Raw genomic sequence first — 23,440 nt, forward strand, 5'->3', positions numbered from 1 at the left:
TTTATTCTTTAGTACATTTATAGGGTAATGTAAATTCAAAACAAGTACCTTTATCCTTATTATTAGTAATTCTCAGCTCTGTTTGATGCAATTCTAGTATCTTTTTTACAATTGATAAACCTAAACCTATTCCTTTATTTTTATCAGAGGCATTGAGTTGTGTGTAACTTTTTAATATGTGTTTTTGTTCTCTTTTACATATCCCCTCTCCTGTATCTATAATTTTTAATACTACACATTCTTCATTTTCATCTAAAAGTTTTATACTAATTTCCCCATGATTAGGTGTAAACTTAATAGCATTTTCAATAATATTTTGAATAGCTCTTTCTATTAATAATTGATCAGCGTATACATGTGCTATATTATTTTTAATAGCTACAGAAAGTGTTATTTTTTTAGTAGTTGAAATAAGTTCATATCTTTTTTGCAACTCAAAAACTAGGTCCGTAACACTAAAAAAACTTTTTTTAACTGTTACTTTTTTTGCCTCAAACTTAGTATACTCAAAAAGTTCATTTATCATATTTCCTAAATGACTAGCACTATTTTCTATAATAGACATAAAAAGAAATCGATCTTTTATAGTTATATTCTCTTTCCTTTTTAAAGTTTCTATATAGCCTTTTATAGCAGTTAAAGGAGTTCGTAAATCATGAGCCACATCTGCTATAAACTCCTTTCTAAATTGATTTACTTCTGTTATATGCTGAATATTGTTTGCTATTGTCTCGGCCATACTATTATAAGTTAAAGCTAGTGTAGATAAATCAGAACTGGCTGCATTTGGGATTCTACTGGATAAATCTCCTTCTTTAAATTTATTTACATAATGTATAATTGTACGTAAATTTCCTGTTAAAAACCAAATACTTATCCACCCTACTACTATAGCAAACAACATAGTTATTAAAGTAGATCCTATACTTAAATCAAAAAAAAACTTAGTAAGTAGTTGCTCACAAATTTGTTGATACTTTTGACTTGCTAATATTATGTAGATATAACCAGCTTGACCATCTTTTTCAAAATAAGCCGCCGAAAAAATCTTTTTATTGGTTTCATCTCTTGGGTCATCTCCTAAAACATAGGATTGATTATTCTTAATAAACTCCTTAATAGGTTTTAAATCTACAGATTTAATATTCTTATCATTCTCATTATGCTCTAAAACAACAGAATAAACTATTCCTCCCTCTTCATTTAATAAATACACTTCAATAGCTCTATTCACTGCCATCATATCGTGCATCAAATCGTTAAATAGACTTTTATTTATTGCTCCATTTTCTAAAAATGGAGAATCATTTTTAAATTTTTCTTCAACTAAATGAGTAGCTACATTAGCATTTAACTGTTGAGTTGTTTGACTATAAAATTGTTTTAAAAGAAAAAAAGTAGTGTAAATGTAAACTCCTCCAATAATTAATATAATTACAAAAAAAGCACACTTAATTTTTTTAATTAACTTGTTTGAAACTGTTCTGTATAAATTCACCTTTCAAAGATTTTAGTTCTTCATTAAACTTATAACCAACTCCCCAAGAAGTTAGTATAAATTTAGGTGCCTCAGTATTTGTTTCAATTTTACTCCTTAATCTATTTATATGTGAATTTACAGTATGTCTATAACCATCAAAATCATAGCCCCATATTAAATCTAATAAAGTATCTCTACTAAAAACTTTACCTGGTGTAGAAGCCATTAAAACTAACAATTCAAACTCTTTAGGTGAAAGATTAACTTTTTCAGAATTAATTATTACTTTTCGTTTTTCAATATCTATATACAACTCTTCAAATTGTAATTTATCATGAATATCATGTTTTTTAGAATTTAAAACTGTTGTATTTCTTCTAATAACAGCTGCTATTCTAGCAAGCAATTCTCTAACACTAAAAGGTTTTGTTATATAATCGTCAGCACCAAGTTCAAGTCCTAAAACTTTATCTATTTCATTACTCCTAGCCGTTAACATAATTATAGGTGTTTGCTTGTTTTTTCTAATAACTTTACAAATTTCTATACCATTTAAATTAGGAAGTGTTAAGTCTAAAATAATTAAGGAAAAATCTTCTTCTAACGCCTTATTTAGACCTTCTACACCATCTAAACAAGTAGTTACATTATAGTTATTATCTAGTAAATTATACTCTATTAATTTGGCTATAGCAACATCATCTTCAATAATAAGTATTTTTTTCATCTTACAGAATTTCGGGGGTTCGTTAGCTAACATAAAGAAATATACTGTGATTTAAAAATGATTTTTATGTGATACTTCTGTGATAACATTCAAAGTTATTTACATCATTAAAACAAAGCTGCAGCGTAAAATCAATATTAATTTAATTAAATCACCATGAAAAAAACAGCCTCAAATGATGATATTCTATACGAAAGAAAGATAGAAATTGGTAAAAAGAAAATACATTACCTAAAACCATCAATACAAAAAAGTACAATTGGTAATTTATCTCTTAAAGATCAAGAAAAGTTTATTGAATACGGTATTGCACCATTAGTTCCTCCGAAACACAAAAACATTTTAGAAGCCTTTGAATACTGGGTTTCAAAAACACCAAAAGCTAATGCCGCAATTCATTTAAACAAAGTAATTACTTACAAAGAGTTAGATAACCAAGCCACTATTTTAGCTCTTTTATTAAAACAAAAAGGAATTTCTTCTGGAGACAGCATTGGTTTGTACATGCATCGTTCTTTAGACATGCTAATAGGCATTATTGCTTGCTTAAAATTAGGAGCAATCTATGTTCCTCAAGATCCTAGAATAGTTCCTAAAAACATGCTTAATTCAATTTACAAATTAAGTAATGCTTCAATAATAGTTTCGCATTCAAATTATCAAAATCAAAATTTATTTGAAAATGATAACAAAGTTGTGTTCATAGATAATGAATTATCTAAAGACATTTACAAACACTTATATGGAAATGTAAAACTGATTAATCAAAAAGGAAACACACCTAATTCCACATGCTTTATTTTATTCACTTCTGGAACAACAGGTGTACCAAACGGTGTTCAAGTCACTCATAAAAATTTGTGTAACATTTTATATACTTCACCAGGGAATCTCAATATAAAATCAGGAACTAAAGTAGCTCAAATACTCAATATTTCTTTTGACATGGCTGCTTGGGAAATTCTTGGCTGTTTAGGAAATGGAGGAACCTTATTGATTAGAGGTAAAAGCATACAAGAAACTGCCGAAAAAGCTAATGTAATTATTGCTACACCAACCATACTTACTACTATAGATGTAAATAAATGTAAGTTGGTAGAAACTGTTGCGGTAGCAGGAGAACCTTGTCCTGAGATTCTAGCCAATAAGTGGGCTAAAGTTTGTGATTTTTACAATTCATGTGGCCCTACTGAAACCACTATTGTAAACACCATGAAAAGATGTGATCTAAAAAATAAAGAGCTATCCATTGGTAAACCTACCCCAAACAACACTGTATATGTTTTAAACGAAAAGAAAGAACCATGTAAAATTGGTGAAGTAGGAATTATGTGGGCTGGTGGCAATTGCGTTACCAAAGGCTATATAAACAATGACGAGTTAAACAAGAAACGCTATGCCTATGATCCTTTTTTAAACAACGGAGATCAAATGTTTAATACTGGTGATCTTGGTAAATGGAATTCAGAAGGAGAACTTATCCATTATGGAAGAGTTGATGATCAAGTAAAAATCAAGGGATTTAGGGTTGAGCTAGATGCTATTTCAAAAATAATTGAACGAAATCCAAATGTAAAAAGAGCTGTAACTCTAAAGCACCAAAACTTTCTTGTTTCTTTTATTAGTGGATCTTTTAAAAATAGAACAGAAGTTTTAGAATTATTGAAAGAGAATATTTCTAAAGAACTCCCCTATTATTATTTACCTAGTGAATTCATTTTTATGGAAGAACTTCCAAAAACATCCCGAGGTAAAATAAATAAGGCTGAATTAAAAGATTTTTTAAACTAATTAAGATGGAAACAATAGTATTACCTCCTAAAAAAGGATTTTTATATCGTTTGGGAAAACATCCATGGCTCATACCTTATCATAGGCTATTTATCTTAATTACTTTGATAAACGCTTTTGTAATGATAAAAGCATTTACAACATGGGATTGGTTTTCTTTAAACAACATTCAACTTGATAAAATAGCTGAAGTGATTTTATATAATTTTTCTCTAGCTATATTAATAAGGCAACAATATATTATTAATATACTCTTTAAAATAGCTACAGGTGTACCTAAAAACTGGCCTTTGTTTATTAGAAGAGTATGTGCTAAAGTTTATCACTTTGGTGGATTACATAGCTCTAGTGCCACTATGGGAACCTTATGGTATGTTATTTTTGTTATTAGTTTATACTATAATTTCATACATAAACTTCATAACGTTAGTCTTCCTATTATTTTAGTTACTTCATTAATATTGATATTGTTAATCGGTATTGTAATAACTGCTTTACCTAAAATGAGAGCTAAATACCATAATCAATTTGAAATAGCACATAGATTAGGTGGATGGACAGTTTTATTCCTTTTCTGGGTTCAAATGATTTTGTTTTTAAACATGCAACATTCATTAGAAACTATTGCACAAAGCTCAAACTTTTGGATACTAGTAACCCTAACTATAAGTGTTATACTTCCATGGTTGCGCTTGAAAAAAGTAGAGATTGACATTGTAAAGCCATCAAATCATGTTGCTCTAGCTTCTTTTAATTATGGTGTAACTCCATTTGCTGGATCATCTACCGCTTTAAGTAGAAATCCTTTATTAGAATGGCATTCTTTTGCTAATGTTCCTTCGCCACAAAAAGAAGGTTTTCGTTTAACAATTTCAAGAGCTGGAGATTGGACAGGTAATTTTATTAATGATAAACCTGAAAAAATATGGGTAAAAGGTATACCAACTGCTGGCGTAGGAAATGTTGACAAGATATTTAATAAAGTTATTTGGGTTGCTACTGGTAGTGGAATTGGCCCATGCATTCCTCATCTTCTATTAAACGAAACTCCATCTTTGTTAATATGGGCTACTAGAAATCCTGAGAAAACATATGGTGAAGAACTTGTAAATGAAATTAAAGCGGTTCAACCAAATGCTATTATCTGGGATACTGATGCCAATGGCAAACCCGATTTAGTTAAACTAGCCTACAAAGCTTACAAAAGTTTTAAAGCAGAAGCAGTAATCTGCATATCTAATCAAAAGTTAACTCAAAAAGTGGTGCACAATATGGAATACTTAGGAATTCCAGCATATGGCGCTATTTGGGATTCTTAAACAATTAATCTAAAAATTTTTAAAACATGAATGTACTATTTAAACAAATAGACAGGGTTCTTATTGCCCAATTAAATCGTCCTAAAGCTTTAAATGCTTTGAATTCTGAGATTATGCATGAGCTTTTAATTGGATTAGAAAAATATGATTTAGACCCCAAAATAGGCTGTATTGTACTTACAGGTAATAAAGACTTTTTTTGTGCTGGTGCAGATATTAAAGAAATGAATAAAATGAATGCTTCTCAAATGATTGAAGAAGATTATTTTAACCATTGGGAGCGATTTACTAAACTAAAAACTCCAATAATCGCGGCTGTTTCTGGTCATGCTTTTGGAGGCGGTTGTGAACTCGCTATGATGTCAGACATCTTATATGCTTCAACCAATGCTGTATTTGGACAACCAGAAATAAAACTTGGAGTAATTCCTGGAATTGGCGGTACACAACGGCTTACTAAGCTTATAGGTAAAGCCAAAGCTATGGAAATCATTCTCACAGGTAGAGATATAACGGCAACAGAAGCTAATGCAATTGGTTTGGTTTCACAGCTATTTTCTGAAGAGAATTTTATGGAATCTGTGATGAATAAAGCTCATAACATTTCAAATTATTCAAAAACAGCTTTAAAAATAGCCAAAGAAGCAATTAATCAATCATTAGAAACTGGACTTACTTCGGGAATTGTTTTTGAACGAAAATTATTCCATTCACTATTCAATACCAATGATCAACAAGAAGGAATGAATGCTTTTATAGAAAAGCGAATTCCACAATTTAATACGCCTCATAAAAACTAAAAAACATGAAAAAAATATATTTAATTACAGTCATAAATTTATTATTAACCTTTACCCTTTATTCGCAAGAAAAAAAAGCTAGTAAAACCACTTTTGCAATCATGCCTATACATAATAGCGGTGCAGGTTTTAACAATGTATTTTTAGGTTCTTATGAATTAAAGCCTCGAAAGAAATTAACCTTTTATAGTGTTTTTTGGGTAAACCCTTCTTTTGGAAACCAAGGAAAAGATTTATTCTTAGAAACTGGAGTTGGTTTAGGGTTTGTATCCAAAAATAAAAAGTGGTTTATCAATCCTAGTTTAGGTTTTGGACATGGTAAACTATTATCACAAACAGCTGGAACTAAAATAGCTGAAAGTATTATACCTAGTCTATTTTTGGTACATAACTCAGGAAGATTTGAACTTGAAGCTTATACAGCTTACTATAAAAGCTTAAGGGGTGAAGGAAATTCACAAGACTTGATGTTAAACTGGGTTATTCCAGGGGTTAAAGTAAATAAACACTTATCGATTGGCGGTTTTTATGAACACTTAGGACAAACAAGAGTTGATAATGGAAATAAAGTAACCTTGTATCAATTCTTAGGCGGTTATATTAAAACTACTTTAGATAATGGTGTTTGGTTCCGTTTTGCCTTCGGCCCTAATATTTCTAACGATAATGTAAATGCTAACGAATTTTATAAAATACAAGCTTTTATACCTATTTAATAGGTATTGTTTGGGGAGAATGCTATTAGTAGAAAGTTAATAGCAACAAAACAGCGTAATCTGTAAAAAGATTGCGCTGTTTCATTGGGAATATTTTTTTTATCAATACTTTTGCAGCTCAAAATTAAATTATGAATTTATTAAAACGTTTTGGCTACTACCTTATAGGTTTAGCTCTTGGATCAATAGTTGTACTTTTTATTTGGAAAGGAAAAGATGTTACTTTTGATTATGGTATGGATGCACGTACTTTAAAAACTATCCGTATTAAAAAGCGCTTATTTTCAAACAGTGCTCAACAAACGTTAACAAATTCTCCTATAGACACCGCTACTATCTCCAATATTTTAAAATATGGTGATGTTAACTTTGGAAAAAGTAAACCACGTTTAAAACCTTGCGCTGAGTACTTTATTACTGGTAAAGATAGCTTGGATCACATTAATCTTTACGTTGTTAGATGTGATTCTACAGCGACTGTTAAAACAATAACGATAAACAACTAGCAGTTTTTATATTTATCATATAACCCAACTCCATTTAAAATCATTGGTATTATTTTTTCTAATCGTTTTAATTTAGTTGCTTCTCTTTTAGCTTCTGAAATATGATCTGAGAACTCTCTTTTTTTACTTAAGGTAAATTTTTCAAAGCTTTCTTTTAGCTTTTCATCTTTATCTAGTTCAGATTGTAGTTCGTCTGGTATTATTAATGGCTTTGTATTTCTCTTAGGCTTTAATTCTTTTCCTTCTTCAGAATTTTTAATAGCTTCAAGAACATAAGATTTTAGCAAATCAACATCTATTTCTTCTATCTTATAAAAGCGCCATTGACGCATTGCTTTAGTCTTTCCCTCTTGAGCGTTTTCTAAAACTTTTTGATCATCTTTTAAAAAACTCCCTTGAAAAAACCACAAACCACAATAGTTTTTGAAGGCAGACATTCCAACAATGTTTTTACCTTTATAAACATAAACTGGCGATCCCCATTTTATAGTTTCCTCTAAAGGTAACTCTATTAAAACCGAACGCAAGAGATTTAACTCTTGCGTCCAATTATTTTTATCAGTAATATATTGTACTACTTTTTCGTTCATTCTTTAACTTTACTTTTAATTAACTGATATGGCTATTAGTTAGCAATATCACTTGTAAACTTTATACGCATTAAACGTAATTCTTCATCATCATAATCTCCATCAAACTCATCTAATGCCTCTTGTATTTTATCAGTCTCTGACTCCATAAAATAATCATGAATTTCTTCTTGCTGATCTTCATCTAACAAGTCATCCACAGCATAATCAATATTCAATTTTGTTCCAGAAAATACAATAGCTTCCATTTCTTTTATAAGTTCAGCCATTTCCAATCCTTTTGATTTGGCTATATCTTCTAAAGGTAATTTTCTATCTGTATTTTGAATAATAAATAGCTTTAATCCAGAATTAACACCTGTACTTTTTACAATTAAATCGTCAGGACGCATAATATCGTTCTCTTCAACATAATTTGTAATAAGCTTTATAAAGTCTTTTCCGTATTTTTTAGCTTTCCCTTCTCCTACTCCATGAACTTTTGATAATTCTTCTAAAGTAATAGGATATTTTAAAGCCATATCATCTATAGAAGGGTCTTGAAATACTGCAAAAGGAGGCACTCCTAAACGCTTACCTACACTCTTACGCAAATCTTTTAGCATTTCTACTAACTTGTTATCTACGCCTCCACCAGCTGATTTGGTATTTGTTATAATAGTTCCATCATCATCTGTATCATATACATGATTCTCTGTCATCATAAATGATTCTGGATTAGCTATAAACTTTTTACCTTCTTCGGTTAGCTTTAAAACACCATATTGCTCAATCTCTTTTCTAATTAAATCTGCAACCAACACCTGACGTATAAGAGCCATCCAATAATGATTGCTTTTATCTTTACCTACTCCAAAGAAAGGTTGTCCTGTAGTTTTGTGAGATTTTAATAGAGCATTTTCTTTACCAATAATTGTATTTACCACTTCTTTAGGCTTATACATTTCATTAGTATCTTTTATTATAGATAGTAAAGTAACTACTTCATCCTTGGCTTCGTGCTTCTTTTTAGGATTACGCATATTGTCATCCATATCTGCTCCTTCACCGTTAACTTCATCAAATTCTTCTCCAAAATAATGAAGCAAATACTTACGTCTATTCATAGACGTTTCTGCATACCCTACAACTTCTTGTAATAACGCATGACCAACCTCTTGCTCTGCAACTGGTTTATTAGCCATGAATTTTTCAAGCTTTTCTATGTCTTTGTATGAATAAAAAGTTAAACAATAACCTTCTCCTCCATCTCGTCCAGCTCTACCTGTTTCTTGATAATAACTTTCTAAACTTTTAGGAATATCGTGGTGAATTACATAACGAACATCTGGTTTATCTATTCCCATACCAAAAGCAATAGTTGCCACAATAACATCGCAATCTTCCATCAAAAACATATCTTGATGTTTTGCTCTTGTTTTGGCGTCTAAACCTGCGTGATAAGGAAGTGCATTGATTCCATTTACTTGTAATACCTGGGCTATTTCTTCTACTTTTTTACGACTTAAACAGTAAATAATTCCTGTTTTTCCTGATCGTTGTTTAATAAAGCGAATAATATCCTTTTCAATCTCCTTTGTTTTTGGACGTACTTCATAAAACAAATTGGATCTGTTAAATGATGCTTTAAAAACATTAGCATCACTCATACCAAGAGTTTTAAGTATATCTTCTTGTACTTTTTCAGTTGCAGTAGCTGTTAAACCTATAATAGGCACATTATCTATCTGCTTAATAATAGTACGCAAATTTCTATACTCAGGCCTAAAATCGTGTCCCCATTCAGAGATACAATGTGCCTCATCAATTGCTACAAAAGAAATCTTTTGCTTTCTTAAAAAATCAACATATTCTTCTTTAATCAATGATTCTGGGGCTACATATAGTAACTTAGTTATTCCAGTCTCAATATCTGATTTTACTTGCGCAACTTCAGACTTGTTTAAAGACGAGTTTAATACATGGGCTATCCCATGATGTTCCGAAATACCTCTAATGGCATCGACTTGATTTTTCATTAATGCAATTAATGGTGAAACAACTATGGCTGTTCCATCCTTCATTAACGCTGGTAACTGATAACATAATGATTTTCCGCCCCCCGTTGGCATTATTACAAAAGTGTTTTCATTCCTTAGGATGCTATTTACTACATCCTCTTGTAGACCTTTAAATTGGTTAAAACCAAATATTTTTTTTAATGATCCATATAACTCCGACTGCTCTATATTCATCTTCTAATATCAAAAATTAAAAATGAGAACTAAACTACAAAAAAACTATTACAAATAAGAAAGAAATTTTCTTTTTATTAAAAAGTTTTTCTTCTTAAATATTCCTACTTTTACACTTTAAATTTTACTTAAAACTTTTTTAACTTGAAAGACGCAAACGCTATTCTCTCAACAGCAAAAGAAACTATACTTTTAGAAAGTAATGCTATTGCTAATTTAGCAAATTTATTAGACAGTTCATTTGTTGACGCTGTTAATTTTATCTTTAATTCTAAAGGACGAGTAATTGTTACTGGAATTGGTAAAAGTGCAAATATTGCCAATAAAATGGTTGCTACTTTTAATTCTACTGGTACTCCTGCTGTTTTTATGCATGCCGCTGATGCCATACATGGAGATTTAGGAAATGTTCAAAGAGATGATGTAGTAATTTGTATTTCTAAAAGTGGAAATACTCCTGAAATAAAGGTGTTAGTTCCTCTTATTAAAAATTCAAATAACAAAATTGTAGCCATTACTGGAAATCCTGATTCGTTTTTAGGAAAAAACGCAGATTTCTTATTGAATTCTTTTGTTGAAAAAGAAGCTTGCCCTAACAATTTAGCACCAACCACCAGTACTACTGCTCAGTTAGTATTAGGTGATGCTTTGGCTGTTTGTTTGTTAGATTTACGTGGTTTTACAAGTAGTGATTTTGCTAAATATCATCCAGGAGGAGCTTTAGGTAAACGTTTATATTTACGTGTATCAGATTTAATTAAAAACAATCTTTTACCTAAAGTTACTATTACTGATAAAATAACTAATGTTATTGTTGAAATTTCAGAAAAAAGATTAGGGGTAACTGCTGTTGTTGATAATAATAATAAATTATTAGGGATTATTACCGATGGTGACATTCGTAGAATGCTTAGTAAAACGACTAAGATTGATGAGTTAACTGCAGAAGACATTATGAGTAAGAACCCAAAAACTATTAATGTTGATGCTATGGCTGTGAAAGCCCTTGAAACACTTGAAAATAACAGTATTACACAAATTTTAGTTACAGATAATGATGATAATTATGTAGGTGTGGTTCATTTACATGATTTAATTAAAGAAGGTATATTTTAAATGGCTAAAGAGATGTCTTTTTTAGACCATCTTGAAGAATTAAGATGGCATTTGGTAAGAAGTTTTGCTTCTATTTTTATAGTTGCTATAATCATATTTGTTAATATTAATTTTGTTTTTAATGAAATTTTATTAGCACATTTAAAGCCAGACTTTGCTACCTACCAATTCTTTTGTAGAGTTTTTTCAGCTATTGGAATTGATAGTAGTTTTTGTAAAATAGAATTTGCACAAGAATTACAAGTTTTAAACCCTACTGAAGAATTAATGACAGGTATTTGGTCGTCATTAATTTTAGGTTTTGTTATTGCTTTTCCATACATCTTATGGGAATTTTGGAGATTTGTTGCTCCTGGCTTACATAGTTCAGAAAGAAAAAAGTCTAGAGGTTTTATTTTTACTTCTTCTTTTTTATTCTTTTTAGGAGTATTATTCAGTTACTATGTAATTTTACCAATGTCGGTATACTTCTTTTATAATTTTTCTATTGGAGATGCTATTGTGAAAAACTTTAAATTGGGTGCCTACATTAGTTTAATTACAAATACCTTGTTAGGTGTTGCTGTATTTTTCGAACTACCTGTAATCATCTTTTTCTTAACTAAAATAGGGTTAGTAACCCCACAGTTTTTAAGAAAATATAGAAAACATGCATTGGTTCTTGTATTAATTTTATCGGCTATCATAACACCACCAGATGTTGCTAGTCAGGTAATTGTATCAGTACCAATTATGATTTTATATGAATTAAGTATTTATGTATCTCAATTTGTTATAAAAAAACAACAAAAAAATGTCACAAAAAGTCCAAGAGTTTAACGACTATAGAGCTAAAATGAATGATAAGATTTTAGCTTCTGATAATAAAGTAATCAAGCGTATTTTTAACTTAGATACAAACGCGTACAAAGAAGGTCATTTATCTGTAAAAACTAAAGAATTATTAGGTTTAGTCGCTTCTGCAGTTTTACGTTGTGATGACTGTATAGCTTATCACTTAGAAAGTTCATACAAAAACGGTGTTTCTAAAGAAGAAATGATGGAAACAATGAGTATTGCTACATTAGTTGGTGGTACTATAGTAATTCCTCATTTGAGAAGAGCTGTTGAATTTTGGGAAGCACTAGAAGAAGAAAACAGTTAACAGATTATTAAGTCTTCTATTAGTAGTTTTACAGTACTTTCGTAAAACTATTCAGAAATAAATTAGTTATAATTAATGAAGTTAAGAGCAGATAACATACAAAAAGTTTACGGTAGTAGAAAAGTTGTAAAAGGAATATCTTTAGAGGTTGAACAAGGAGAAATTATAGGTTTACTTGGTCCAAATGGGGCTGGTAAAACCACTTCTTTTTATATGATTGTAGGTATGATAAAACCTAACGAAGGTCATATTTTCTTAGATGATGAAGAAATTACTACTGATGCTATGTATAAACGTGCTCAAAAAGGAATTGGTTATCTAGCTCAAGAAGCATCTGTTTTTAGGAAATTGTCCGTGGAAGACAACATCTTATCTGTTTTAGAATTTACAGATAGAACAAAAGCTGAAAGAAAAGAACGTTTAGAAGAGTTAATCGATGAATTTAGCCTTGGTCACGTTCGTAAAAACAGAGGAGATTTACTTTCTGGAGGTGAGCGTCGTAGAACCGAAATAGCACGTTGTTTAGCTTCTGACCCAAAGTTTATCTTATTAGATGAACCTTTTGCAGGAGTTGATCCAATTGCCGTTGAAGATATTCAAGGTATTGTAGCACAACTTAAAAACAAAAATATTGGTATCTTAATTACCGATCATGATGTACAAGCAACTTTAGCTATTACTGATAGAACTTACTTAATGTACAATGGTGGTATTTTAAAAGAAGGAACACCAGAAGAACTTGCTGCTGACGAAATGGTACGTAAAGTATATCTAGGTAAAGACTTCGAATTAAAGAAGAAGAAATTTTAAATTATTAATAAATAAAAAAGAGCTATAATAGCTCTTTTTTTATTTATTTTATAGACTAAAACTTGTATCCTAACCCTAGTTGAAAAGGTCTTGAATAAAATTCTGGTCCTACTCCACTTTCTACAAAATTAGATAGTCCATGGTTATATCTAGCCTCAAAAAATAAACCATCTTTAAGTTCATACCCTAAACCTCCATTCAAACCAAAACTTGCACTTTTTAAAGAGCTTTTACCAGTTTCCGCACTCAAAATATATCCTAATTGTGGTCCCACTTGAATATTTAACGCTTTTATCACAAAGTATTTAAGCATTATAGGAATATTAACAAAATCTACCCTATAATCTTTTGAACCTTCAGATGAAAACAAAAATTCTGGTTGTATATGAAATTTTTCTTTGACTTTAATATCTACCAATCCACCAACATAAAAAGAGATTCTCTCATCTGTATTACCAGAAGTTGATGGTAATTTCACTTTAAGTTTAGACACATTTAAACCAGCTTTTATACCAAACTTTTGCGCATAAGATATTGATGAAAATAATACAAAAGTAACTAGTAACGTTAATTTTCTCATAACATTGTTTTAAGTTTTCAATGACAAAAATATTTTTTTTCAAACATTTATAAAACTTTATTTCATAAAACTATAATGGTAAATAATACAACTGCTCAAAGCTATTTTTTATATATTTAAGTTTTTCAAACTAACACACATAATTATGTCAAAAAAAATTGGCTTAAAAGAAGCTATGTCTATTGGTATAGGTGGAATGGTAGGTGGTGGAATTTTTGCTGTTCTAGGTTTAGCAGCAGCCATGGCTAAAGGAGGAACTCCAATTTCTTTTTTAATTGCTGGACTAATTGCCTTAATTACTTCTTATAGCTATGTAAAACTTTCTCTAAAATATCCAGATCGTGGTGGAACTGTAAAATTTATTAATCAAGGATTTGGTATTAGTATTTTTAGTGGAGGAATTAATAATTTATTATGGGTAAGCTATATTATCATGTTAGCTTTATATGCATCAGCATTTGGCTCTTATGCTCCTAACCTACTTCAATTGACTAGCGACAAAATAGTTGACTCTCATATTTATGCTACCGGAATTGTAATTTTAGCTACAGCTATAAATTATTATAGTATTGCTGTAGTAGGTAAAATTGAATCTTATGCAGTAATTATTAAGCTTATTATTTTGCTAAGCTTTGTTGTTGTTGGTTTGTATGGATTATTTGGTAATTCACATTTAGAGCAATTATCTCCCGAACATTGGGAGTCTCCTTTTAAATTATTAACAGCTGGTATGGTTATTTTTGTTGCATACGAAGGTTTTGAACTTATAGCCAATGCTGCTCCTGATATTGAAAATCCTGAAAAAAATATTCCAAGAGCTTATTATTGGTCTGTTCTTTTTGTAATTCTATTATATATTATAATTGCAGCAGTTACTGTTGGATCTTTAGCTTTTTCTGATATTGCTACTGCTCAAGATTATGTATTAGCAGAGGCAGCTAAACCTATGCTAGGTAAAATTGGATTTACAATTATTACTGTTGCTGCATTAATATCAACATTTTCTGCTATTAATGCTTCTTTATATGGTGGTACTAGAGTTAATTATGAAATTGCTGAAGATGATGAACTACCTTGTGAATTTACTCGCAAACTATGGAATCAACCTATTGGCCTGTTAATAACAGCAGTTGCTACTATTATTTTGGTAAATACTTTAAAATTAGAAAGTATTTCTACAGCAGGAAGCGTTGGGTTTTTACTAATTTTTGCTGTGGTAAACTATGTTGGATTTAAATTATACAAAGAGGTAAATGGTAAAAAAATAATTCCTTTATTAGGTTTTATTCTTTGTACTGTAGCTATGATAGCTTTATTAGTACAACATTATTCAGTAAGTAAATCGGATGTATTTATAGCTTTAGGAATTATTCTATTTTGTTTCCTTGCTGAATTTATTTACAAGAAAACTGAACGAAAAAAAACGATTAATTAATGAACGATATTAAAAACATTGATCATTTATTAAATAAATGGCAACAATCAATTGTAGAATTTTTACCTAAAGTCTTGTTGGCTTTAATAGTTCTTATTAGTTTTTATTTTGTTGCTAAGTTTTTTAGAAATTTTGGGCAAAAATTTTATCCAAAAATTTTTAAATCCAAGCCTGAAGCAGTAAAAATTATTGCTTCAATCATATACTTCTTCTTTTTATTTTCAGGAGCTTTTTTAGCCCTTGAAGTATTAGGTTTAGAAAGCTTATTAACTAAATTATTAGCCGGTGCAGGTATTGTTGGTATTGTTGCTGGTTTTGCTTTTAAGGATATTGCTTCCAATGCATTTGCTGGTTTTTTATTAAATGTTCAACACCCCTTTAAAATTGGCGATTGGGTTGAAATTGATAATACCTTTGGAGTTATAGAAAACATTAGTTTAATTACTACTTCTGTAAAAACAGTAACTGGACAAGAAGTATTTATTCCTAATCAATTAATTTACAACAATACATTTACCAACTACTCTACATACGGTAAAAGACGAATTGTTTTAAAAAGCGGTGTTTCTTATGGTGATGATTTAACAAAGGTTAAATCTGTAGCCCTAGATGAAGTCAATAAAATTGATAGCTTACTTAAAAATGAAACTATCGATTTTTACTATACAGATATTGGTGCTTCAACCTATAATTTTGAAGTTCGTTTTTGGATAAATTTTAAGCATCAAAAAGATTTTTTAGAAGCTAAAAGTGATATTATTATTCGCATAAAAAAACGTTTTGAAGATGAAAATATCTCAATTGCATATAATGTTACTACATTAGACTTTGATGTTAAAGGAGGGGTTAATATTTTTGACAAACCTATTCATACTAAAACACAATAATGGTTACTTTTTTTAAAAATGTTTTCAGTTACTTTTTCAATAGTAATACTTTTCAAAAAGGTGCTGCTCTGGCATATTATACCGTTTTTTCTTTATTTCCTATCATAATAGTTATTACTTCTATACTAGGTTTAGTTTTTGGAAAACAAGCGGTTTCTGGTGAAATTTTCAACCAATTAAAAGATGTGCTAGGTAATGAAGCTTCTCTTCAAATTCAAGAAATCATAAAAAATCAACATACAAATCATAATTCAGTATTTACAGCACTTTTAGGTTTTGCTACACTAATATTAAGTGCTTCTGGAATGTTTAGTCAAATACACAATGCGTTTAATAGTATATGGAATATTAAAGAAAAACCTAAAAACAGTCTTATAAAGTATTTTACAAAACACTTATTATCTTTTTTAATTCTTATTTCACTTTTCTTTATACTAATTATTAGTACTTCTATAAATAGCTTCCTACTAAAACACTCTAATCATTTACAAGATAATTATTTACTCTCTTATGCTTTTGAACATATTATATCTTTCCTAGTTACTTCTGTTATGTTCTCTATTATGTTTATGTATTTAGGAGATGCAAAAATCAAGTTAAAACCTGTAATTATAAGCGGACTGTTTACCTCTTTTTTATTTTTGATTGGTAAGTATGCAATTAGTTTTTATTTAAGTAAAAGTCATATTTCAACCACTTTTGGAGCAACCAGTATCTTAGTTTTAATAATGTTGTGGGTATATTATACATCACAAATTATTTTTCTTGGCGCTTCTTTTCTTAAGGTTTTAAGTGATAAATTGAACCTTCCTATTTTACCAAATGAAAATTCAGTAAAAATAGTTCAACAAGAAATAGAACATAAATAATTAAGGCCTATTTAAGATCTTTCTTTAAAAAAATGAATTCTTGATTTTCTTTTGGATATCCAGAAATACGTCCAAACTCTTCATAACCATTCTTTAAATAGAAATCTTCTGCTTGAAAAGAAAAAGTATCTAAAATAGCTATTGTAGCACCTAATTCTTTAGCTTTATTCTCTGCTGCTTGAAGTAATTTTGTTCCTAATCCTAGCCCGCGAGTATCTTCACGCATCCAAAGAATATCGATTTTAAATCCAGCATAATAACCTATATATCCAAAAACTCCACCAATAATCTCATTTGCTTCATTTTTAACTACTAATCTTATACTTTCATGAATTTTTTCAAGAATCCTATCGGTTTGCGAATCGTTATAAGCGTTTATTCCTTTTAAAACTATTTCACCTTCTTCTTTACTAGTGCATTCTATTATTTTCATCAACCTTTGATTAAGTTATTAACCACTGAAAAAGCTACGTATAAAAGAATAATTAAAGGAATTGCTACAAATTTCAATACGATTAATAACAAAACAGCAACCAATAAAAATATATACTTCAAACGATTTTCTTTAAATCCGAAAGTTTTAAATTTTAAAGCAAATAAAGGAATCTCTGCATTCATTAAATACGTTAATAATAAAGTAACTACGATCAAGAAATATCGATTCTGAATTAAATTTACAAAAAACGATTGTCCAGAAAACTCAACAATTAAAGGTAAAGCTATTACGAATAATGTCATAGCTGGTGTTGGAATACCAATGAAAGAATCTGACTGACGTGTATCAATATTAAAATTTGCTAATCTATACCCAGCACCTAAAGTCAATAATAATCCTAAATATGGCAAATTACTTCCTGTTGCTCCATAAATATCAATACCAAAATATGCTGCTGCATCTACATTTAAAGCTATAATCAATAATTGTAGCATTACAATACCTGGTACTACTCCACTGGTAACCATATCTGCTAAACTATCCAATTGTTTTCCTAATTCTCCTTGAACATTTAACATCCTTGCTACAAAACCATCAAAAAAATCAAAAACAATACCAGTTACCACCAAAATAGCAGTGCCTACAAAGTCTCCTTTAATTGCAAAAATAGTTGCAATGGTACCACATAATAAGTTTCCTAAGGTTAATAAATTTGGAATATGTTTTTTGACGCTCATAGTTTTTAATATTTATAGCGAAAATAAGAAATCATTTTATCAAGTTTTACATTTTACTTTTTTTTTGTCATATTTGTTAATAGTAGCTATAAACAGAAAAACATGCCTATCCTTCCTTCAAATTTTAATCCTAGTTTTCCTTTTAAAAGTGCACACTTCAATACGGTATATCGTCCCTTATTTATGAAGGACACAATTAAATACTCTCGAAAAAGAATTACAACTTGGGATGCCGATTTTATTGATTTAGACTTTTCTATTATAGGTTCTAAAACATTAGCTGTATTAATTCATGGATTAGAAGGCAGTTCAGAATCAAATTATATGATAACCAATTCAAATCATTTAAACTCTATTGGCTTCGATACTGTTTGTATGAATTTAAGAGGCTGTAGCGGAGAAGATAATTTATTATTAGCTACATATCATAGTGGTAAAACAGATGATGTAGATTTTGTAATTAAGCATATAGTAGCTAACTATAATTATGAAAATATAGTATTAGTTGGTTTTAGCTTAGGTGGTAATTTAACTTTAAAATACTTAGGTGAATATGATGATGTTCCAAATCAAATTAAAGGAGCTATAGCGGTATCTGTCCCTGTCGATTTAACAACTTCTCAAGCTGAATTAGGTAAATTAAAGAACAAAATTTACATGAATGAGTTTTTAAAAACCATGAAAATTAAATTATTAGAAAAATCTGAAAAATTTCCTGATTTTAAACTTAATAAAGACTTATTATTTAAAGCCACAAAATTTCGTCATTTAGAAAAGCAATACACCGTACCTGTATTTGGTTTTGAAAGTTCTGAAGATTATTGGATAAAAGCTAGTGCTAAACCTTATATACCTCAAATAAAAGTTCCCACATTACTCATAAATGCTATGGATGATAGTTTTTTATCTAAAGAATGTTATCCTTTTGAAGAAGCCAAAAGTATGTCTAACTTTTACTTATTAACACCAACTTATGGAGGACATGTAGGTTTTATGTCTTCTTTTTCTAATGCAGAGAATAGATGGTTAGAACAAAGAATAACAGAGTTTATATCAAAAAACATAGGAATTAACATTTAAAAGAATGTTCAAAAAAAGCAAACTTTCTAATCATAAATTGTCATATTTGTATAGCTTAATTAGCTCTTTTTAGATTTTTATATCATGTTTAAAAAATACTTTTCTTTCTTAGTTGTATTATGTTGTTTAAACTATAGTTTCTCGCAAGTTTCTCCTACTTCAAACTTATCCAATTCTTCACAAATTAGTATTATTACTTCAGGCCCTGGAGATGTTTTATATGAAAAATTCGGACATACAGCTATTCGTGTAAAAGATCCCGTTTCAAATTTAGATTTGATATATAACTATGGTATTTTTGATTTTGACAACCCTAGCTTTTATGCAGATTTCACTAAGGGCTATATGAAATATAAATTAGCCAGATATCCTTTTTATTTAGCACTAAAAAGTTCACAACAAGACCAAAGATGGGTTAAAGAACAAGTATTAAACTTAACTCAACAACAGCGAAATCAGTTCTTTCAATTTTTAGAGACAAATGCACTACCTAAAAATGCAGGTTATTTTTACGATCCATTCTTTGATAATTGTGCTACAAAACCAAGAGATATTATTCAACAAATATTAGGGGATAAATTAATTTTTAATGAAAGTTTTGTTTCTGAAGATTTATCTTTAAGACAATTAATGAACAAAGAAATTCATCCGAATACTTGGGGTAGTTTAGGAATTAATATTGCCTTAGGCAGTAAATTAGATAAAATTGCTACTCCAAATGAATATTTATATTTACCAGACTATGTATTTAATGCTTTAAATTTATCTAAAGTTATAAAAGACGGAAAAGAGGAAAATTTAGTATTGAAAAGTAATACTTTACTAGATTTTAAAGAAAAAAAATCAACTAGTGATTTAATTAGCCCTTTCCTAGTCGTTCTTTTAATTTCTCTTTTAGGGATATTTATTACTTATAAAGACCTTAAAAATGACAAAAGAACAAAGTGGTTGGATGTTACCTTATTCTTTTTTTCTGGAGTTATAGGTTTTTTAATTATTTATTTATGGTTTTTCACAAACCATAGCACAGCTCCTAATAATTTTAATTTTTTATGGGCTTTTGCGCCAAATATTGTTTTGAGTTTTTATCTTTCTAAGGATAAAATACCTGATTGGGTTTTAAAATATATTAAATTATTGCTTTTATTATTATTCATAATTCCAATAATATGGGTTACTCATATTCAGTTATTCTCAATAGCTTTAATTCCTTTATTTATTTTGTTGGGAATTAGGTATTGGTTTTTACAAAAAACTTTGAATAGCTAATTCATAACTTTGTATTCCGAACCCAGTAATAACACCTTTTGCTCCTCCTGCAATATAACTAACATGCCTAAAATCTTCTCTTGAGTGTACGTTAGATATATGTACTTCTATTACAGGAGTTTCAATACCTTTAACAGCATCTCCTATACCTACAGAGGTATGTGTATAAGCAGCTGCATTTAAAATAACTCCATCGTATGAAAAACCTACTTCATGCAATTTATTAATAAGCTCACCTTCTATATTTGATTGAAAATAATACAACTCTACTTCGTTATATTTTTTCTGCAACCTTTTAAATATATCTTCAAAAGAATTAGATCCATAAATCTCAGGTTCTCGTTTCCCTAACAAATTCAAGTTAGGTCCATTGATAATAATAAGTTTTTTCATTGTTAAGTTTTGTGAAAAGTAAAAGTACTCTTTTTATTTTTCAAGTATAAAAAAAGGGAAGCAATTTTTGCTTCCCTTTTTTTATATATTAATATCTCTTTATAATTTGAATACTCCACCAATATTAAATGATGAAATAGCATTCATTTGTTTTACATTACTAGAAGATATATCATTTATATTAGTGATACCTACGTTTCCTTGAGCATCAAACATTAAACTAAAATTATCTGATATTTCTAATTTATATCCAATTCCGTATGAAAAACCTAATTGAAATCCTTTAACCTCTTCTTTAAAACTCATTCCATTTTGACCTTCAGCATCTAATAAAAAACTACTTGAAAGTCCAAAATTTAAATTCCATTTTCTTGTACTTCCAAAGTGCCAGTTTGCATTTACAGGAATAGTTAAATATGTAACATTTAAATCAAATCCATTTGCTTTAACAGAAGCTCCCATATTATCATACTGTAAACCACTTCTTAAACTCCATCTATCATTGAAATAATAATCCCCTCTTGCTCCAAAAGCAAATGATGTTTTATTTTCATATAAATTAGAATTGTCTCCGTTGAAGAAGGATTGAGAATAACCAATGTAAGGGATTAATTCGATATCTCCTGATTCTCTTTCTTGTGCATTTGCAGTTAGACCAAATGCCATCATAGCAACTAGTAATAGTTTCTTCATAATAATTTTTATTAAATTTTCTTTTTAAATTTTCAGCAAAATTATAACTTTTTTTAAAAGCTACAAATTTTTTTATAAAATAAAAAAGGCGCAGTTATATATTCATAACTGCGCCTTTTATAAACTTAATTTCTTTTATTATAAAGAGAAAGAGTAAGTTCCTCCAATACCAAATGTACCTAAAGTAGAAGTTACATCAGCAGTAACAGTTCCTAAAGGAGTTACAGTAGTAAAAGTTTGACTAGCTCTAGCTGCAGAATAATCAAGGTGTAAAGTAATATTGTCAGTTACTTTATAACCTACAAGAGCACGGTAATAAAAACCACCATCATTTGCATCAGGTCTAATACCAATACCATAACCTAAATCAGCACCAACACTAATTTTTTCAGCAACAGAATAACGTGCTGCAGCAGCTAATGGTAAAAATGCGAAATCAGCTCCTTCTCCATTGAAGTGGATATAAGATACAGATGGTCCAACTTGTAACTTTTCAGAAACTTTAAATAAGTAGTTTGCTTCAATAGCTCCAGTTACATCAAAAGCATCACTTGCATCTCCTACAGGTAAACCAATAGTACCTCCAACGTTTAATTGTCCTTCTTGTGCGTTAACAGCCATACCAAAAGCCATCATAGCAACTAATAATAATTTTTTCATAATTTTTAATTTAATTAATTATAATTTCGTCTGCAAATTTAGTTCTATTTTTAGTCCTGATTATCCTTTTTTAACATAAAAAAAACATAATTTTATAATGAACTGGGAACAAGCAACATCCGATTATAAAAGTTACTTAAAAATTGAAAAAGGGCTCTCAAAAAATACCATTGAGAGCTATTTAAGGGATATAAAAAAGTTAATTTTATTCGTAGAATTACTAAATGAGCACCTAACTCCTATAAATGTATCTTCAAATAGTATTCAAGAGTTCATTTATGATGTTAGTAAAACTATCAATCCTAGAAGTCAAGCACGATTGATATCGAGTTTGCGTAGTTTTTTTGATTATTTAGTTTTTGAAGATTATAGAAAGGATAATCCTACCGATTTAATAGAAAGCCCCAACATAGCGAGAAAACTTCCAGATACTTTAGAAAAAGAAGAAATAGACAATTTAATCGCTGCTATTGATTTAAGTCATCCACAAGGAGAACGAAACAAAACAATAATAGAAACTATATATAGTTGTGGACTTCGTGTTAGTGAGTTGATAAACTTACAACTTTCTGATTTATTCTTTGATGAAGAATATATACGTATATTAGGAAAAGGAAATAAATATCGTTTTGTCCCCATTCATATTACTACCATCCAACGTTTGGATTTTTACATAAATAATATACGTAGTGAAATAACTCCAAAAGTTGAAGATCAAGATACAGTATTTTTAAACAGAAGAGGTAAACGGTTAACAAGACAAATGATATTTATTATCTTAAAAGATCTCGCTACAAAAATCAATCTAAAAAAAAGTATTGGACCTCATACCTTACGTCATTCATTTGCTACTTATTTGTTAAAACACGGTGCAGATTTACGAGTAATACAACAATTATTAGGACATGAAAGTATTACTACTACAGAAATATATGTACATTTAGATACTAGTTTCCTTAAGGAAGTTGTTGAATTACATCATCCTAGAAGTAATAAAAATTTAAAGTAAAAAAAGGAAAATATCGGATACAAAAAATGGCAAGCTACCTACATCACACTGCTACAACCTAATACCCTTGCTGCGTTCCCGCCCTGGGGGATTCAAAGGGAGCTAGTTGTGTAGAACTTGCCGCTGCAAATTTACAGCCTTTTTTGAGAAAAACAACAA

25 protein-coding genes and 1 other RNA gene are annotated in these 23,440 nt (G+C 29.4%); 15 read left to right on the forward strand and 11 right to left on the reverse strand.

Annotated features, from left to right (window positions below; genetic code table 11):
• Position 1: 1 nt before the first annotated feature.
• Both ACOQN8_RS15605 and ACOQN8_RS15610 read right to left on the reverse strand, forming a co-directional pair.
• Positions 2-1,498 (reverse strand): sensor histidine kinase, encoded by a 1,497-nt coding sequence (locus ACOQN8_RS15605; protein WP_420553375.1) that lies wholly within the window; start codon positions 1,496-1,498, stop codon positions 2-4.
• Positions 1,461-2,207: a response regulator gene (locus tag ACOQN8_RS15610; RefSeq protein ID WP_420553376.1), complete on the reverse strand. Its 747-nt coding sequence runs from the start codon at positions 2,205-2,207 to the stop codon at positions 1,461-1,463. Before ACOQN8_RS15610 ends, ACOQN8_RS15605 begins: the two co-directional genes overlap by 38 nt.
• 156 nt (positions 2,208-2,363) lie before the next feature.
• Here ACOQN8_RS15610 and ACOQN8_RS15615 point away from each other — a divergent pair, with 156 nt between their 5' ends.
• From ACOQN8_RS15615 to ACOQN8_RS15635, 5 genes are all read left to right on the forward strand, one after another.
• Complete coding sequence (locus ACOQN8_RS15615) at positions 2,364-3,998, forward strand: AMP-binding protein (protein WP_420553377.1); 1,635 nt, start codon at positions 2,364-2,366, stop codon at positions 3,996-3,998.
• Between the two features lie 5 nt (positions 3,999-4,003).
• The gene (locus tag ACOQN8_RS15620) at positions 4,004-5,317 is read left to right on the forward strand and encodes a ferredoxin reductase domain-containing protein (RefSeq protein WP_420553378.1); all 1,314 of its coding nucleotides are present in this window, start codon (positions 4,004-4,006) and stop codon (positions 5,315-5,317) included.
• 26 nt (positions 5,318-5,343) lie between these two features.
• Positions 5,344-6,117 (forward strand): enoyl-CoA hydratase-related protein, encoded by a 774-nt coding sequence (locus ACOQN8_RS15625; RefSeq protein ID WP_420553379.1) that lies wholly within the window; start codon positions 5,344-5,346, stop codon positions 6,115-6,117.
• A gap of 5 nt (positions 6,118-6,122) precedes the next feature.
• The gene (locus ACOQN8_RS15630; RefSeq protein ID WP_420553380.1) at positions 6,123-6,833 is read left to right on the forward strand and encodes a DUF6733 family protein; all 711 of its coding nucleotides are present in this window, start codon (positions 6,123-6,125) and stop codon (positions 6,831-6,833) included.
• 131 nt (positions 6,834-6,964) lie between these two features.
• Complete coding sequence (locus tag ACOQN8_RS15635) at positions 6,965-7,339, forward strand: DUF4258 domain-containing protein (RefSeq protein WP_420553381.1); 375 nt, start codon at positions 6,965-6,967, stop codon at positions 7,337-7,339.
• Here ACOQN8_RS15635 and ACOQN8_RS15640 read toward each other — a convergent pair.
• Both ACOQN8_RS15640 and ACOQN8_RS15645 read right to left on the reverse strand, forming a co-directional pair.
• Positions 7,336-7,929 (reverse strand): YdeI/OmpD-associated family protein, encoded by a 594-nt coding sequence (locus ACOQN8_RS15640; protein ID WP_420553382.1) that lies wholly within the window; start codon positions 7,927-7,929, stop codon positions 7,336-7,338. The genes ACOQN8_RS15635 and ACOQN8_RS15640 overlap by 4 nt on opposite strands.
• Before the next feature lie 35 nt (positions 7,930-7,964).
• A complete protein-coding gene (locus tag ACOQN8_RS15645; RefSeq protein ID WP_150898557.1) occupies positions 7,965-10,163 on the reverse strand; it encodes an ATP-dependent DNA helicase RecQ in 2,199 nt (732 codons plus the stop codon).
• 144 nt (positions 10,164-10,307) lie between these two features.
• On the opposite strand from ACOQN8_RS15645, the gene ACOQN8_RS15650 reads away from it, so the two are divergent.
• From ACOQN8_RS15650 to lptB, 4 genes are all read left to right on the forward strand, one after another.
• Entirely contained in the window at positions 10,308-11,279 is a 972-nt protein-coding gene (locus ACOQN8_RS15650) for a KpsF/GutQ family sugar-phosphate isomerase (RefSeq protein ID WP_420553383.1), read from the forward strand.
• On the forward strand, positions 11,280-12,098 hold the full coding sequence (tatC, locus tag ACOQN8_RS15655; RefSeq protein ID WP_150898555.1) for a twin-arginine translocase subunit TatC: 819 nt from the start codon (positions 11,280-11,282) through the stop codon (positions 12,096-12,098).
• On the forward strand, positions 12,073-12,423 hold the full coding sequence (locus ACOQN8_RS15660) for a carboxymuconolactone decarboxylase family protein (RefSeq protein ID WP_150898554.1): 351 nt from the start codon (positions 12,073-12,075) through the stop codon (positions 12,421-12,423). The genes tatC and ACOQN8_RS15660 overlap by 26 nt, the downstream gene beginning before the upstream one ends.
• A gap of 75 nt (positions 12,424-12,498) precedes the next feature.
• Positions 12,499-13,233, forward strand: coding sequence for an LPS export ABC transporter ATP-binding protein (gene lptB / locus ACOQN8_RS15665; RefSeq protein ID WP_150898553.1), 735 nt, complete (start codon positions 12,499-12,501; stop codon positions 13,231-13,233).
• Positions 13,234-13,288: 55 nt separating this feature from the next.
• Here lptB and ACOQN8_RS15670 read toward each other — a convergent pair whose 3' ends face one another.
• Positions 13,289-13,813 carry a porin family protein gene (locus ACOQN8_RS15670; RefSeq protein WP_420553384.1) on the reverse strand — a complete coding sequence of 175 codons (525 nt, stop codon included), beginning with the start codon at positions 13,811-13,813 and terminating at the stop codon, positions 13,289-13,291.
• 145 nt (positions 13,814-13,958) lie between these two features.
• On the opposite strand from ACOQN8_RS15670, the gene ACOQN8_RS15675 reads away from it, so the two are divergent.
• The 3 genes from ACOQN8_RS15675 to ACOQN8_RS15685 are packed head-to-tail and all read left to right on the forward strand — an operon-like array spanning position 13,959 to position 17,004.
• Positions 13,959-15,248, forward strand: a complete 1,290-nt coding sequence (locus ACOQN8_RS15675) for an APC family permease (RefSeq protein ID WP_420553385.1) — start codon at positions 13,959-13,961, stop codon at positions 15,246-15,248.
• Positions 15,248-16,135: a mechanosensitive ion channel family protein gene (locus ACOQN8_RS15680; RefSeq protein WP_235275275.1), complete on the forward strand. Its 888-nt coding sequence runs from the start codon at positions 15,248-15,250 to the stop codon at positions 16,133-16,135. The genes ACOQN8_RS15675 and ACOQN8_RS15680 overlap by 1 nt, the downstream gene beginning before the upstream one ends.
• Positions 16,135-17,004, forward strand: a complete 870-nt coding sequence (locus ACOQN8_RS15685) for a YihY/virulence factor BrkB family protein (protein WP_272149326.1) — start codon at positions 16,135-16,137, stop codon at positions 17,002-17,004. Before ACOQN8_RS15680 ends, ACOQN8_RS15685 begins: the two co-directional genes overlap by 1 nt.
• A 7-nt stretch (positions 17,005-17,011) precedes the next feature.
• On the opposite strand, the gene ACOQN8_RS15690 is transcribed toward ACOQN8_RS15685, so the two are convergent.
• Positions 17,012-17,437, reverse strand: coding sequence for a GNAT family N-acetyltransferase (locus tag ACOQN8_RS15690; protein ID WP_420553386.1), 426 nt, complete (start codon positions 17,435-17,437; stop codon positions 17,012-17,014).
• The gene (locus tag ACOQN8_RS15695; RefSeq protein WP_420553387.1) at positions 17,437-18,177 is read right to left on the reverse strand and encodes a CDP-alcohol phosphatidyltransferase family protein; all 741 of its coding nucleotides are present in this window, start codon (positions 18,175-18,177) and stop codon (positions 17,437-17,439) included. Before ACOQN8_RS15695 ends, ACOQN8_RS15690 begins: the two co-directional genes overlap by 1 nt.
• A 183-nt stretch (positions 18,178-18,360) precedes the next feature.
• On the opposite strand from ACOQN8_RS15695, the gene ACOQN8_RS15700 reads away from it, so the two are divergent.
• Complete coding sequence (locus ACOQN8_RS15700; RefSeq protein WP_420553388.1) at positions 18,361-19,257, forward strand: YheT family hydrolase; 897 nt, start codon at positions 18,361-18,363, stop codon at positions 19,255-19,257.
• Between the two features lie 84 nt (positions 19,258-19,341).
• Positions 19,342-20,526 carry a lipoprotein N-acyltransferase Lnb domain-containing protein gene (locus ACOQN8_RS15705; RefSeq protein WP_420553389.1) on the forward strand — a complete coding sequence of 395 codons (1,185 nt, stop codon included), beginning with the start codon at positions 19,342-19,344 and terminating at the stop codon, positions 20,524-20,526.
• Here ACOQN8_RS15705 and aroQ read toward each other — a convergent pair.
• The 3 genes from aroQ to ACOQN8_RS15720 all read right to left on the reverse strand — a co-directional run bounded on the left by aroQ (position 20,503) and on the right by ACOQN8_RS15720 (position 22,272).
• A complete protein-coding gene (gene aroQ / locus ACOQN8_RS15710) occupies positions 20,503-20,919 on the reverse strand; it encodes a type II 3-dehydroquinate dehydratase (protein ID WP_420553390.1) in 417 nt (138 codons plus the stop codon). The two genes, ACOQN8_RS15705 and aroQ, sit on opposite strands and share 24 nt — an antisense overlap.
• Before the next feature lie 99 nt (positions 20,920-21,018).
• A complete protein-coding gene (locus ACOQN8_RS15715; protein ID WP_272149332.1) occupies positions 21,019-21,612 on the reverse strand; it encodes a porin family protein in 594 nt (197 codons plus the stop codon).
• A gap of 138 nt (positions 21,613-21,750) precedes the next feature.
• A complete protein-coding gene (locus tag ACOQN8_RS15720; RefSeq protein WP_272149334.1) occupies positions 21,751-22,272 on the reverse strand; it encodes a hypothetical protein in 522 nt (173 codons plus the stop codon).
• A 97-nt stretch (positions 22,273-22,369) separates the two neighbouring features.
• On the opposite strand from ACOQN8_RS15720, the gene xerA reads away from it, so the two are divergent.
• Complete coding sequence (xerA, locus tag ACOQN8_RS15725) at positions 22,370-23,281, forward strand: site-specific tyrosine recombinase/integron integrase (protein ID WP_420553391.1); 912 nt, start codon at positions 22,370-22,372, stop codon at positions 23,279-23,281.
• A 24-nt stretch (positions 23,282-23,305) separates the two neighbouring features.
• Here the strand turns inward: xerA and ffs are convergent.
• Positions 23,306-23,404, reverse strand: an RNA gene (gene ffs, locus ACOQN8_RS15730) — signal recognition particle sRNA small type.
• Positions 23,405-23,440: the final 36 nt, after the last annotated feature.

Origin of the sequence: Tenacibaculum aiptasiae, from assembly GCF_965221665.1 — a bacterium.
Taxonomy (GTDB): domain Bacteria; phylum Bacteroidota; class Bacteroidia; order Flavobacteriales; family Flavobacteriaceae; genus Polaribacter; species Polaribacter aiptasiae.

Excerpts from the sequence above, each read along its gene's own strand:
- ACOQN8_RS15675 (WP_420553385.1), top strand. The coding sequence starts at position 13,959 with ATGTCAAAAAAAATTGGCTTAAAAGAAGCTATGTCTATTGGTATAGGT.
- ACOQN8_RS15680 (WP_235275275.1), top strand. The coding sequence starts at position 15,248 with ATGAACGATATTAAAAACATTGATCATTTATTAAATAAATGGCAACAA.
- ACOQN8_RS15620 (WP_420553378.1), top strand. The coding sequence starts at position 4,004 with ATGGAAACAATAGTATTACCTCCTAAAAAAGGATTTTTATATCGTTTG.
- ACOQN8_RS15695 (WP_420553387.1), bottom strand. The coding sequence starts at position 18,177 with ATGAGCGTCAAAAAACATATTCCAAATTTATTAACCTTAGGAAACTTA.
- tatC (WP_150898555.1), top strand. The coding sequence starts at position 11,280 with ATGGCTAAAGAGATGTCTTTTTTAGACCATCTTGAAGAATTAAGATGG.
- ACOQN8_RS15640 (WP_420553382.1), bottom strand. The coding sequence starts at position 7,929 with ATGAACGAAAAAGTAGTACAATATATTACTGATAAAAATAATTGGACG.
- ACOQN8_RS15700 (WP_420553388.1), top strand. The coding sequence starts at position 18,361 with ATGAAGGACACAATTAAATACTCTCGAAAAAGAATTACAACTTGGGAT.
- ACOQN8_RS15705 (WP_420553389.1), top strand. The coding sequence starts at position 19,342 with ATGTTTAAAAAATACTTTTCTTTCTTAGTTGTATTATGTTGTTTAAAC.
- ACOQN8_RS15645 (WP_150898557.1), bottom strand. The coding sequence starts at position 10,163 with ATGAATATAGAGCAGTCGGAGTTATATGGATCATTAAAAAAAATATTT.
- ACOQN8_RS15670 (WP_420553384.1), bottom strand. The coding sequence starts at position 13,813 with ATGAGAAAATTAACGTTACTAGTTACTTTTGTATTATTTTCATCAATA.
- ACOQN8_RS15690 (WP_420553386.1), bottom strand. The coding sequence starts at position 17,437 with ATGAAAATAATAGAATGCACTAGTAAAGAAGAAGGTGAAATAGTTTTA.
- ACOQN8_RS15715 (WP_272149332.1), bottom strand. The coding sequence starts at position 21,612 with ATGAAGAAACTATTACTAGTTGCTATGATGGCATTTGGTCTAACTGCA.
- ACOQN8_RS15685 (WP_272149326.1), top strand. The coding sequence starts at position 16,135 with ATGGTTACTTTTTTTAAAAATGTTTTCAGTTACTTTTTCAATAGTAAT.
- ACOQN8_RS15615 (WP_420553377.1), top strand. The coding sequence starts at position 2,364 with ATGAAAAAAACAGCCTCAAATGATGATATTCTATACGAAAGAAAGATA.
- ACOQN8_RS15625 (WP_420553379.1), top strand. The coding sequence starts at position 5,344 with ATGAATGTACTATTTAAACAAATAGACAGGGTTCTTATTGCCCAATTA.
- ACOQN8_RS15720 (WP_272149334.1), bottom strand. The coding sequence starts at position 22,272 with ATGAAAAAATTATTATTAGTTGCTATGATGGCTTTTGGTATGGCTGTT.
- ACOQN8_RS15635 (WP_420553381.1), top strand. The coding sequence starts at position 6,965 with ATGAATTTATTAAAACGTTTTGGCTACTACCTTATAGGTTTAGCTCTT.
- lptB (WP_150898553.1), top strand. The coding sequence starts at position 12,499 with ATGAAGTTAAGAGCAGATAACATACAAAAAGTTTACGGTAGTAGAAAA.
- aroQ (WP_420553390.1), bottom strand. The coding sequence starts at position 20,919 with ATGAAAAAACTTATTATTATCAATGGACCTAACTTGAATTTGTTAGGG.
- ACOQN8_RS15630 (WP_420553380.1), top strand. The coding sequence starts at position 6,123 with ATGAAAAAAATATATTTAATTACAGTCATAAATTTATTATTAACCTTT.
- ACOQN8_RS15660 (WP_150898554.1), top strand. The coding sequence starts at position 12,073 with ATGTCACAAAAAGTCCAAGAGTTTAACGACTATAGAGCTAAAATGAAT.
- ACOQN8_RS15610 (WP_420553376.1), bottom strand. The coding sequence starts at position 2,207 with ATGAAAAAAATACTTATTATTGAAGATGATGTTGCTATAGCCAAATTA.
- xerA (WP_420553391.1), top strand. The coding sequence starts at position 22,370 with ATGAACTGGGAACAAGCAACATCCGATTATAAAAGTTACTTAAAAATT.